This window comes from Bradyrhizobium sp. ISRA464, assembly GCF_029910095.1.
GTDB lineage: Bacteria > Pseudomonadota > Alphaproteobacteria > Rhizobiales > Xanthobacteraceae > Bradyrhizobium.
This window is the reverse complement of record NZ_CP094526.1, coordinates 213,223-225,111: the sequence shown is the minus strand read 5'-3', so window position 1 is coordinate 225,111 and position 11,889 is coordinate 213,223. Positions and strand designations below refer to the sequence as shown.

The window sequence follows — 11,889 nt, the reverse complement described above, 5'->3', positions numbered from 1 at the left end:
ATACGATTCGGCCGCTCGCCCCAACATCTGAGTTTGTGGTGTCAACGATATAAGCGGGCGAATCTCCACTCGTCACTCTTGGGCCGACGCGTAGCGTCCCAGGAAAGAGCCGCGCCCATGCCACTGATTTGCCCGACGAGGCTGGGCAAGAACTCGGCATTTTTTGGAGTTGATGTACGATTCGGCGCATGGCGAATCGGACGTTCAAGGCCGGCGACAGCCGGGAGCAACCCAGTCTTCTTCCTCCCCGGATTGAGGACTATGTCGGACAGCAGAATCCGGTGCGGGCGATCGACAGTTTCGTTGGCGCGCTCGACCTTTCAAAGCTCGGCTTCCGCCATGCGGATCGTGCCGCGGACGAAGTGGGGCAGCCGCCCTACGATCCGGCCGATCTGCTGAAGCTCTACCTTTACGGCTACATCAACCAGATCAGGTCGTCGCGGCGGTTGGAGCGGGAGGCCTGCCGCAATCTGGAGCTGATCTGGCTGTTGAAGAACATGAAGCCGGGCTATCGGACGATCGCCAACTTCCGCAAGGAGAACTGGGCGGCGCTCAAGGCCGCGAACCGCAGTTTCGTGCTGCTCCTGCGCGACCTCGGCCTGATCGGTGGGACCTTCGTTGCGATCGACGGGGCGCTATTCCATGGTAACGCCAGCAAGGGCAGCATCTTCACGCAAGGGAAGCTGGCCAAACAGATCGCCGCGTTGGACAAGGAGATCGAGGCTTATGGCAAGGCCCTTGAAGCCAACGATGCCGAGGAAGCCAAGCGATGTGCCGGTCCGGGAGATGGCAGCAAGGGCAGCGGCGATGTCGGCGAGAAGGTGAAGGAGCTGATGGCCCGGCGCGAGCGCGCGCAAGCCGACCTCAAGAACCTGGAGACAAGCGACAAGGGGCAACTCTCGAAGACCGATCCCGACGCAAGGCTTCTGAGCAAGGGCGACCAGACCATTGCGGGTTACAACGTGCAGAGCGTCGTTGACGACAAGCACACGCTCATCGTTGCCAGCGAGGTCGTCAACCGCAACGACGCGGGCCATCTTCATGAGATGGCAAAGGCGGCAAAAGAGGCCCTCGACGTCGAGACTCTGCAGGTGGCGGCCGATGCCGGCTATTCCACCAGCGAGGACCTGAAGGCCTGCGAGGATGACGGCATTGTTGCCTATGTGCCGCTGCACGAGGGCAATGGCAAGCTCAAGGAAGGCCGCCTCAGCCGCAAGGACTTCAGTTACGATGCGAACGCCGATGCCTACCGTTGCCCGGCCGGCGAGCTGCTGCGCCCGACGGAAGGGCGCTGGACGAACACGAGCGGCCGCATCGAGATCCGCTACCTGGCGCGCAAGGCGGCCTGCGCAGCATGTCCCCTGAGCGCGCGGTGTCTTGCCCCGAAGGCGCCTTACCGGAGCATCGCGCGCTGGGAACACGAGGACGTTCTCGAACGTCACCGCATGAGGATGCAAAGCGCCGAGGCTGCCACATTGATGCGCCGCCGTTCCGCCATCGTCGAGCACCCTTTCGGAACACTCAAATGCCGCGCCGGCTATCAGCACTTTCTCGTGCGCGGCTTCGACAAGGTCCGCGGCGAATGGAGCCTGATGGCGCTTTGCTACAACTTCACCCGCGTGCTCAGCATTCTCGGCTTCGACCGCTTCGTCGCGTACCTTGCAGAAAAGACGCGCATTGCCGGCGCAAACCTCCTTGCGGCCACTCTGCGCGCCATTCGGCTTGCTTTGCGGCCCTTCCGCGCCAAAATCTCGCTGTCGCTCGTCGTCAGTGCTTTCCGAGCCGCCCCAGCCCCTTAGTTGCCATTCTTGCCCAGTCTCGACGAGGCTGGGCAAGAACTCGGCATTTTTTGGAGTTGATGTACGATTCGGCGCATGGCGAATCGGACGTTCAAGGCCGGCGACAGCCGGGAGCAACCCAGTCTTCTTCCTCCCCGGATTGAGGACTATGTCGGACAGCAGAATCCGGTGCGGGCGATCGACAGTTTCGTTGGCGCGCTCGACCTTTCAAAGCTCGGCTTCCGCCATGCGGATCGTGCCGCGGACGAAGTGGGGCAGCCGCCCTACGATCCGGCCGATCTGCTGAAGCTCTACCTTTACGGCTACATCAACCAGATCAGGTCGTCGCGGCGGTTGGAGCGGGAGGCCTGCCGCAATCTGGAGCTGATCTGGCTGTTGAAGAACATGAAGCCGGGCTATCGGACGATCGCCAACTTCCGCAAGGAGAACTGGGCGGCGCTCAAGGCCGCGAACCGCAGTTTCGTGCTGCTCCTGCGCGACCTCGGCCTGATCGGTGGGACCTTCGTTGCGATCGACGGGGCGCTATTCCATGGTAACGCCAGCAAGGGCAGCATCTTCACGCAAGGGAAGCTGGCCAAACAGATCGCCGCGTTGGACAAGGAGATCGAGGCTTATGGCAAGGCCCTTGAAGCCAACGATGCCGAGGAAGCCAAGCGATGTGCCGGTCCGGGAGATGGCAGCAAGGGCAGCGGCGATGTCGGCGAGAAGGTGAAGGAGCTGATGGCCCGGCGCGAGCGCGCGCAAGCCGACCTCAAGAACCTGGAGACAAGCGACAAGGGGCAACTCTCGAAGACCGATCCCGACGCAAGGCTTCTGAGCAAGGGCGACCAGACCATTGCGGGTTACAACGTGCAGAGCGTCGTTGACGACAAGCACACGCTCATCGTTGCCAGCGAGGTCGTCAACCGCAACGACGCGGGCCATCTTCATGAGATGGCAAAGGCGGCAAAAGAGGCCCTCGACGTCGAGACTCTGCAGGTGGCGGCCGATGCCGGCTATTCCACCAGCGAGGACCTGAAGGCCTGCGAGGATGACGGCATTGTTGCCTATGTGCCGCTGCACGAGGGCAATGGCAAGCTCAAGGAAGGCCGCCTCAGCCGCAAGGACTTCAGTTACGATGCGAACGCCGATGCCTACCGTTGCCCGGCCGGCGAGCTGCTGCGCCCGACGGAAGGGCGCTGGACGAACACGAGCGGCCGCATCGAGATCCGCTACCTGGCGCGCAAGGCGGCCTGCGCAGCATGTCCCCTGAGCGCGCGGTGTCTTGCCCCGAAGGCGCCTTACCGGAGCATCGCGCGCTGGGAACACGAGGACGTTCTCGAACGTCACCGCATGAGGATGCAAAGCGCCGAGGCTGCCACATTGATGCGCCGCCGTTCCGCCATCGTCGAGCACCCTTTCGGAACACTCAAATGCCGCGCCGGCTATCAGCACTTTCTCGTGCGCGGCTTCGACAAGGTCCGCGGCGAATGGAGCCTGATGGCGCTTTGCTACAACTTCACCCGCGTGCTCAGCATTCTCGGCTTCGACCGCTTCGTCGCGTACCTTGCAGAAAAGACGCGCATTGCCGGCGCAAACCTCCTTGCGGCCACTCTGCGCGCCATTCGGCTTGCTTTGCGGCCCTTCCGCGCCAAAATCTCGCTGTCGCTCGTCGTCAGTGCTTTCCGAGCCGCCCCAGCCCCTTAGTTGCCATTCTTGCCCAGTCTCGACGGCGCAAGGCCTCGCATCGAAAATATTTCTGTTTTCCAGAAATGAAACTCGGGCTATGATCCGCCCGTCTCACCCGCTTGAGGGGCGCTTCGCGATCGTCACGAGTGTTGCGGTGAGATGCGGTGGACGCCGAGGTGCACAGGACGAACGCACCAAGGCGGACGGTGAAGTCGTGCAGGCCTGACGCCCTAGTGGCAGGTGTCTCATCAGTAAGAGCTAGAGCCCTCACTGATGACGGTGACAACAAAGCCCAGTCTCGCCGGGGAGAGCACGTATAAGCCGTAAAGCCATCGCGCAGGGAAAGCCGGGATTGCTCCGGTTTCACCTGTGGTCCTACCTCCCGCGTTTTTTGTTGCGCGGGACCCATGGGTGCGATCGGCACCCGGCTTTCCCTGCGCCCTCTGATCGAAAGAGGGCGGAATGTGAGGCAAGACTCGGACAGATCATGTCGCGAGAACGCGAAATTGCGCCCCCAACACCCCTGTCGTCGCCCGGCTTGCCGCCTTCGCTAAAGCTCCGGCGCGCCCGAGGCCGCAAGCCCCGTCGAAGCCTTGGCGTAGACGGGACCGGGCGATCCAGTACGCCGCGGCTTTTCGGGTTGAACTCAGGCGTTTCTGGAATACTGGGTCACCCGCCTTCGCGGGTGACGACACCGAATAAGTTCCTTGAGGATGCCCTAGCATTACAGTTGCATCTTCCTGAAGGTTCTGAATCTATGGGCGACCATGATTCGGGATCTGATGATTGGTGGCGCGTCGGTTGAGGATACGCTGACGCTGTGGGCTTCGTCGTTGCGAGATGCCAAGCAACGCATCCGTCCGCTGTTTACGCAAGAGCGGGTCGCGGCCTCGGCGGGGCAATTTCTCGACGGACTGTTGGGCAACGAGCCGCGCAAGACGGGTTGGATGCGGGCGGAAGCGGCTGGCGATCCAGGCCCGTGGCGCCAGCAGGCGATTCTGGGTCGGGGGCAGTGGGATGCCGACGCGCTGCGCGATATTGTACGTGAGTACGCGCTGGAAACGCTGGGTGACGAGGACGCGGTTCTGGTCATCGATGAGACCGGCTTTTTGAAACAGGGCAAGGCCTCGTGTGGGGTCGCGCGCCAGTACACTGGCTCGGCGGGCAAGATCACCAATTGCCAGATCGGAGTGTTTGCCTCCTATGTGTCGCGGCATGGCCATGCCTTCATCGATCGGGCGCTCTACCTGCCAAAGGAATGGACGGACGAACCCGCTCGCCTGAAGGCCGCACATGTCCCGAGCGATGTGAGCTTTGCGACGAAGCCCCGGATCGCGCATCAAATGATCGCTCGCGCGATCGCCGCAAAGGTGCCGTTCTCGTTCGTAGCAGCGGACAGCGTGTATGGCACGGGAGCGATCGAAACCCTGCTGCGCAAGGCGGGCAAAGGCTTGTTCTGGGGGTTGCTTCCAATCACGTGTTCTATTCCTGGGGCAAGCAGCAGCCTGTCGCCGGCACTGCCTCTACGATCGCGCAGAGCCTTCCCAAGAAGGCCTGGCGCCGCCTGCCGTCCGGCGAAGGAACCAAAGGTCCGCGCTGGCACGACTGGGCCTATCTTGAGCTGGCCGATCTCGACGCCGGCGAATACAACGACGACCTTGCCGGGGAATGGACCCGAGGTCTTCTGATCCGCCGCAATATTGCCGACAACAGCTTAGCCTTCTTCTCCACATGGTGCCCCAAGGGCACGTCCATGCAGAAGCTGGTATCCGTGGAAGGCCATCGCTGGGCCATCGAAGACAGCTTCGAAACCGCCAAGAACGAGCTCGGTCTTGATCACAACGAAACCCGCTCCTGGCATGGCTGGCATCGCCATGTCTCACTGGTCATGCTTGCCTTCGCCACGATGGCCGTCATCCGTCATCGGGCCAACACCGGAGCATTGCTTAAAAAAACGCGACCGCGGCCCCGACCGAAGCATCGTTCTTGATCCGCTGGTCGATCCAGGAAATCCGCCGCATCGCCATGAAGCTCGCCCAGCGGCGCATCCCGCATGCCCACATCCTCGCATGGTCATCCTGGCGCAGGGCTCATCAAGCCAACGCGCGCAAAGCGCATCTCAAGCAAAAATTACAACTGTAATGCTAGGCGCCAAAGCTCTTCGGCGAGCCGGCAACCGCGGTGCTGCCACCCGACGCCACCTTCATGACGGCAAGGCCGCGCTCATTGGTTCCGTCGGAGCGGAAGCGGAACAGGCCGTCGATGCCGGCAAAGCCGGAAGGATTGGTCAGCGTTTCCGGTGCGAAGCGCTGCGCACCTTGCGTGCGGGCCAGTGCCGCAACCAGTGCGACGGCGTCATAGGCAAGCGTGGCCGTGCGCACCGGCTCGCCGCCGAACTTGGCGCGGTAGCGGCCCGCGAAGCTGCGGAAGCCGGCCGGATCGGGCGCGGCATAGAGGCCGCCCTGCAGCGCGGGGCTCGCGAACACGCGCGGATTGTCCCACAGCCCCGTGCCGAGCAACTGGATGTTGTGCAGATTGGCGCCGGCCGCGGTCAGCGCGTCCGCGGTGGCGACGACCGAATCGCCGTCATCGGCGAGCATGAGTGCATCGGCCTGGCCGAGCGCCTGCGCCACGTTCCGCGCCGGCGTCGCGCGGTCGGCACCGTATTTCTCGAATGCGACGATGCGACCGTTCTTGTGGCTCACCGCCTGCTTGAACGCGGCCTCGACCACGTTGCCGTAGGCGTTGTCAGGCACCATCGCTGCAAAGGAGCGCTTTCCGATACCAGACGCATAATCGACGATGCGATTGATATCGGACTCCGGCAGGAAGCTGAGAAGATAGACGCCGCGCCCGGCGACGCTCGAATCCGTCGAGAACGCGATTAGGGAGGTTCCGCGTTGGCGCGTGAGCTGCGCGGCGGCCGGCACCGAGCCCGCGAACAGCGGCCCCAGAATGATCTCGGCCCCCTCGGACAGCGCCTGCTGGGTTCCCTGCGCCGCGCCCTGCGGGCTGCCGCCATCGTCCTTGATCAGGAGCTGGATGTTCGGATTCTGAAATTCCGCCAATGCCATCTCGGCAGCGTTGCGCATCGACTGCGCAGCGACGCCGGCATTGCCCGCCGCCGACAGCGGCAGAACCAGCCCGACCTTGACCTGCCCCGTTCCGATCGCCTGCGGCTGCTGCGGCGGTCCCGCGGGCCCGGCCTCCGGGGTCGAGAACTGGTTGAGGGTTTGCTGGACGCCTGAGCAGGCCGACAGCAGCGGCGCGCCCATGATGAGGCCAAGCGCGGTCCGCCGGGTCGCGCCCGACGGCGGGGACTTGCGGTGATGCGGGCCTGCCATCGTCTCTCTTCTCTTGACCGACCGTGATCGGCCAGGATTCCATTCAGCCTCGATGAGGCCGGTGGATTCAGGCATATTGTCGGCGAATAGTTAACTAAAACAAAAGGATTATGGCCTCGCCAGACCTTGCCGGGAGGCTCCCGTTTCTTGGTTCGGCCGCGCTCCGCCACCGCCGCTGCCGGTGTAGCGCAAGCACCGCCGTCCCTCTAGATTGTCATTATGCGCGCAAAAGCTAGTTCCTTGTACGGCCCGGAGGCCACCGCGGGTTCTTCAAACAGAACCTTTTCCGTCGGTGGCCAGATACTGGCGGCCCCCAAGGCGGCTCCGGGGCTGCATCTGGTGGCGACCCCGATCGGCAATCTCGCCGACATCACCCTGCGCGCGCTGGAAACGCTTGCTGGTGTCGACATCATTGCCTGCGAGGACACAAGGATTACGCGCCGCCTGACCGAGCGTTACGCGATCGCCGCCGAGCTGCAACCCTACCACGAACATAATGCCGCGCAGGCGCGACCGAAGATGCTGGCGCAACTGGCGCAAGGCGCCTCGATCGCGCTGGTTTCGGATGCCGGCACGCCGTTGATATCGGATCCCGGCTTCAAGCTGGTGCGCGAGGTCTGCGCCGCCGAGCATCGGGTGATCGCAGTCCCCGGCCCATCGTCGGTGCTGACCGCGTTATCGGTCGCGGCGCTGCCGACCGACCGGTTTTTCTTCGAAGGATTCCTGCCCGCGAAGGAGCACGCGCGCCGGACGCGGCTCAACGAGCTCGCCAGGATCGATTCGACGCTGGTGATGTTCGAATCCGGCAATCGCGTTCAGGAGAGCTTGCGCGATCTCGCCGCGATCATGCCTGGACGCGACGCCGCAATCTGCCGCGAGCTGACCAAGCTGCACGAGGAAATCACGCGCGCACCGCTCGCCGAGCTTGCGGAGGCCGCGGATACGCTGGAGACGCGCGGCGAGTTCGTGCTGGTCGTCGGACCGCCGCCTGACAATGCCGGGGTGATGGACCAGGATGCGCTGGATGAGCTGTTGCGCGCGCAGCTCGCGCGCGGCAGCGTCAAGGACGCGGTGGCCCATGCGGTCGAACTGTCCGGCCGCCCCCGCCGCGAGGTTTATGCCCGCGCCCTCGAGCTCGCGAAGGACATCAGGGACGGCGATGGCGAAGACTGAGAGCGCCTCCCCTGAACGCGTCGCGGCATTCCGGACCGGCATCTCCGCCGAAAGCCGCGCCGCCGCCTATCTGATGGCCAAGGGCTATCGCATCCTCGCCAAGCGCTTCCGTACTCCCTATGGCGAAATCGACCTGGTGGCGCGCCGGCGCAACCTGCTCGTCTTCGTCGAGGTCAAGGCGCGCGCCAGCCTCGATGAAGCCGCCTATGCGGTGACGCCGCGCCAGCAGCAGCGCATCATCAATGCCGCCCAGGCCTGGCTAATGGCGCATCCCGAACATGCGGAATTTGATCTCAGATTCGATGCCGTCCTGATTGCGCCGAAGAGCCTGCCGCGCCATCTGTTAGCGGCATTCGACGCCAGCCCTTAACGTTACCTCCAGACTCGCGGGATACGCCCCATGAAATTGAACGTCGCCGTCCAAATGGATCCCATCGCGCGCATCAACATCCGCGGCGATTCCACCTTTGCGCTGCTGCTAGAGGCGCAGAAGCGCGGCCACGGCATTTCCTATTACACGCCGGACAAGCTGTCGCTGCGCGGCGACGAGCTGGTGGCGCCGGTGCAGCTTCTCACCGTGCGCGACGAGGTCGGCAATCACTTCACGCTGGGCGAGCCGAAGCGCGAGCCGCTCAACGCCTTCGACGTCGTGTTGCTGCGGCAGGATCCGCCGTTCGACCTCGCCTACATCACCTCGACCCATCTCCTCGAACGCATCCACCCGAAGACCCTGGTCGTCAACGACCCGGTCAGCGTACGCAACGCGCCGGAGAAGCTGTTCGTGATGAACTTCCCGCAGCTGATGCCGCCGACCCTGATCTCGCGCGACCTCGACGAGATCAACGCATTCCGCGATCAGCACGGCGCCGTCGTCATGAAACCGCTGCACGGCTATGGCGGCGCCGCGGTGTTCCGCGTCATGCCGCAAGACATGAATTTCGGCTCGCTGTTCGACATGTTCTCGGTCACCTTCAAGGAGCCGTGGGTGATCCAGCGCTTCCTTCCCGAGGTGAAGCATGGCGATAAGCGCATCATCCTGGTCGATGGCGAATTCGCCGGCGCCGTCAACCGCGTGCCGGCGGCTGACGATTTGCGCTCCAACATGGTGCGCGGCGGCGCGGCCAAGGCCACCGAGCTCTCGGACCGCGAGCGCGAGATCTGCACGACGCTGGGGCCTGCGCTCCGTAAGCACGGGCTGCTGTTCGTCGGCATCGATGTGATCGACGGCAGTCTCACCGAGATCAACGTCACGTCCCCGACGGGTATCCGCGCGATCCAGCGGCTCAACGGAACGGATATCGCGGCGAAGATCTGGGATAGCATTGAGGCCAGGCGCGCAGCGAAATAAGCTTTCCTTATTCGACGCACATTGCGGTTGCGTCTCAGATAGATTTCTAGCGAGCCTGCGCTCGCCTTATTCTTCTTGCCAGCTTGCGCGGGCGAGCGCAGCATCCTGTTGCCTGCGTCAGGTCAAGCGGCGGGCCGTCGCGGGCGACAACGCGAAATAATCTCATAAACATTGTGGAGGAAGACGTATGACGCTTAATGTCTCACGACGATCCTTGCTCGCGCTCGGTGCCGGTCTCGGCGCCAGCACCATGCTCGGCGGCACCGCGGTCGCGCGCGCGCCGAAGCTCGGCACGCAGACGCCCTACTGGCACCGCTTCATGCTCGGGGATGCCGAAGTCACCGTCGTATCGGACGGCCCGCTCCCGCTTGGTGATCCGTCCGGCACCTTCACCGGCGTGCCGAAAGAGCAAGTGAAGCAGATGCTCTCCGACAACTTCCTGTCGCCCGATAATGTCGTGCTCGAGCAGAACTCGCCGATCGTCAACACCGGCGACAGACTGATCCTGTTCGATACCGGCATGGGCACGTCGCAACTGTTCGGCCCGACCACCGGCCGACAGCAGAAGAGCACGCAGGAAGCCGGCATCAAGCCGGAGGACATCGATGCTGTCGTGCTGTCGCACGCGCATATCGACCATATCGGCGGCATCGTCGATGCCAACAACAAGCCGCTGTTCCCCAACGCACAGTACTACATCGCGCAAAGCGATCTCGACTTCTGGACTGACGAAGGCAAGATGGGCAGTGCGCTGAAGGACTTCATCGTACACGCCCGCAAGAACCTGCTGCCGGTGAGGGATCGCCTGGTGTTCTTCAAGGACGGCGAGGAATTCCTGCCCGGCGTGCAGGCGATCGCAGCGCCTGGCCACACCGTGGGCCACACCATCTTCATGGTGAGCTCGGGCGGCAAATCCTTCGCCTTCCTTGGCGATCTCTCGCATCACGCGGTGCTGTTGCTGGAGAAGCCCAGGATGGAATTCTCCTACGACACCGATCCGAAGCAGGCGGCGCAATCGCGGGTGCGACTGTTGGAAATGCTGGCGGCGAACAAGACGCCGGTGATGTCCTATCACTTCGCCTGGCCCGGCTACGGCCACGTGGCCAAGGCCGGTGACGGCTTCCGGTACTATCCGGAGCCGATGCAGATGCTGCTGTAACGAAGCTGCGGAAGATGCCTTCGGGGGCGGCAGCTGCCGCTCCCGAACGGTCCTGTCGACCGGGCGGCCTTGGGCAGAGGCGTTCGGTCTCCTTGGCAAGCGCGCAACGCCTGTCGGCCAGTAGTGCGACGCCTTGTCGCGCAGCTACGCACGCCCGGCGTCTGCGCGCCATCACATCACCCCGCCGGTCACCGATAGCGCCGCCGCAACGAGCCCCAGCGAGAGCGTTCCCGTAATGTTCTTGCGTCTGACCTCGCAATTGTGCACTTCGCACACCCAAACAGTGGATAGCTCCGAAATAACAATGGGTTGAATCTTTTTGTGATGCCCGAATTTTCGGGTTCCGGTTATGAGTCGCTCAGGTTGTTACAACCGAATCGACTCAACCGGAGATTCGTGAGATGAAAGTGACGATCACCACCACCGGCAAGTCAGACATGGCCGGGAAGGCAAAGTTTCCGATTAAATGCCCGAAGTGCGGTCATAATACCGATCATGTTCTCGCTGAACTCAAGCGAGACCCTATTCTCACCTGCCGGTGCGGGCATAAGTTTAAAGTCGAAACCGGAGGGTCCGCAAAGGCTGCTGAGGACGAGATTAGGAAGCTCGACCGGGCAATCAATGACCTGTTCAAGAAGCGATAAGTGCCCGGCGAGTTCCTCAAGCCACGACAAACTAGCGTCATCAACCGTCAGGCTGAGAATTTCGACTTCCGAACAAACCATTAAGAATCATCCGCTATGTGTGGACTAGATGTCCCTCTGCGGCACACAAATCCACGCTGGTTAAGAGCGCTTAACCTTTTCTTTGGAGCGTGTGGGCTTCGCTGGCGTCGGCTTCTGACGAGCAATTTTTCCAAGTCTCTCGTCGAAGCGCTTTTCGTTGTCGTCCGTTTCGAGTTCGCGGGCGGCCTGCTTGAACTTCTCTAACTGAGTTTCTTTGTGCTTTGGCATAACCATGACGGAGCAGGAGTGGATCAAATTCTTAATCTATGGGGCACCGCAGGCCGTTTCTATCACACGGCTACCTGCGGAGCTTAGCCGCGCTATTGGCTGCTCTAGCCCAGTTAAAGCCCATGCCAAACATGGCATTGATCCGCATCGGATGCCAATGGTCGGCATCGCAATCGACGTGGGCAGAGCCGTACTAGATAGACGGAACCACCTGCAGTTTTTTCACTTCGACGAAGTGGTTTTCGGCAAGTGGTTTCACGTAGCGGTCAAGCCAAACTCTAGCTGCACAGAGCTTTGGGTTTCATCGATTCACACCACCAAACCCAGCGAAGTGGCACGCTATACAAAGGCTGGGCGCGTATTGAGACCCGAGAAAAGGTAACGGGCGGCCAAGCCGCCCGTTTACGCGGTAGGGACTCCAATTCCCCTACATAGTGCACACCCC

The 11,889-nt window shown here is 62.5% G+C and carries 9 protein-coding genes and 1 pseudogene; 9 read left to right on the top strand and 1 reads right to left on the bottom strand.

Annotation, left to right across the window (positions count from 1 at the left end; all coding sequences use genetic code 11):
* The first annotated feature begins 188 nt into the window (after nt 1–188).
* The 4 genes and pseudogenes from MTX19_RS01070 (at nt 189) to MTX19_RS01055 (ending at nt 5,609) form a co-directional block, all read left to right on the top strand.
* Nucleotides 189–1,799 (top strand): IS1182 family transposase, encoded by a 1,611-nt coding sequence (locus MTX19_RS01070; protein WP_280978673.1) that lies wholly within the window; start codon nt 189–191, stop codon nt 1,797–1,799.
* A 75-nt stretch (nt 1,800–1,874) separates the two neighbouring features.
* The gene (locus MTX19_RS01065) at nt 1,875–3,485 is read left to right on the top strand and encodes an IS1182 family transposase (RefSeq protein WP_280978673.1); all 1,611 of its coding nucleotides are present in this window, start codon (nt 1,875–1,877) and stop codon (nt 3,483–3,485) included.
* A gap of 749 nt (nt 3,486–4,234) precedes the next feature.
* A pseudogene (locus MTX19_RS01060) lies at nt 4,235–5,457 on the top strand (IS701 family transposase).
* A complete protein-coding gene (locus tag MTX19_RS01055) occupies nt 5,454–5,609 on the top strand; it encodes a hypothetical protein (protein WP_280978692.1) in 156 nt (51 codons plus the stop codon). Before MTX19_RS01060 ends, MTX19_RS01055 begins: the two are co-directional and overlap by 4 nt.
* Before the next feature lie 2 nt (nt 5,610–5,611).
* On the opposite strand, the gene MTX19_RS01050 is transcribed toward MTX19_RS01055, so the two are convergent.
* Nucleotides 5,612–6,811, bottom strand: a complete 1,200-nt coding sequence (locus tag MTX19_RS01050; RefSeq protein WP_280982079.1) for a penicillin-binding protein activator — start codon at nt 6,809–6,811, stop codon at nt 5,612–5,614.
* Between the two features lie 219 nt (nt 6,812–7,030).
* On the opposite strand from MTX19_RS01050, the gene rsmI reads away from it, so the two are divergent.
* The 5 genes from rsmI to MTX19_RS01025 all read left to right on the top strand — a co-directional run bounded on the left by rsmI (nt 7,031) and on the right by MTX19_RS01025 (nt 11,135).
* The gene (gene rsmI, locus MTX19_RS01045; RefSeq protein ID WP_280982078.1) at nt 7,031–7,984 is read left to right on the top strand and encodes a 16S rRNA (cytidine(1402)-2'-O)-methyltransferase; all 954 of its coding nucleotides are present in this window, start codon (nt 7,031–7,033) and stop codon (nt 7,982–7,984) included.
* Nucleotides 7,929–8,354: a YraN family protein gene (locus MTX19_RS01040; RefSeq protein ID WP_280982077.1), complete on the top strand. Its 426-nt coding sequence runs from the start codon at nt 7,929–7,931 to the stop codon at nt 8,352–8,354. Before rsmI ends, MTX19_RS01040 begins: the two co-directional genes overlap by 56 nt.
* Nucleotides 8,355–8,384: 30 nt before the next feature.
* Nucleotides 8,385–9,332, top strand: coding sequence for a glutathione synthase (gene gshB / locus MTX19_RS01035; protein ID WP_280974762.1), 948 nt, complete (start codon nt 8,385–8,387; stop codon nt 9,330–9,332).
* 187 nt (nt 9,333–9,519) lie between these two features.
* Entirely contained in the window at nt 9,520–10,491 is a 972-nt protein-coding gene (locus tag MTX19_RS01030; protein ID WP_280982076.1) for an MBL fold metallo-hydrolase, read from the top strand.
* 401 nt (nt 10,492–10,892) lie between these two features.
* Complete coding sequence (locus tag MTX19_RS01025) at nt 10,893–11,135, top strand: hypothetical protein (RefSeq protein WP_280982075.1); 243 nt, start codon at nt 10,893–10,895, stop codon at nt 11,133–11,135.
* The last annotated feature ends 754 nt before the right edge of the window (nt 11,136–11,889 follow it).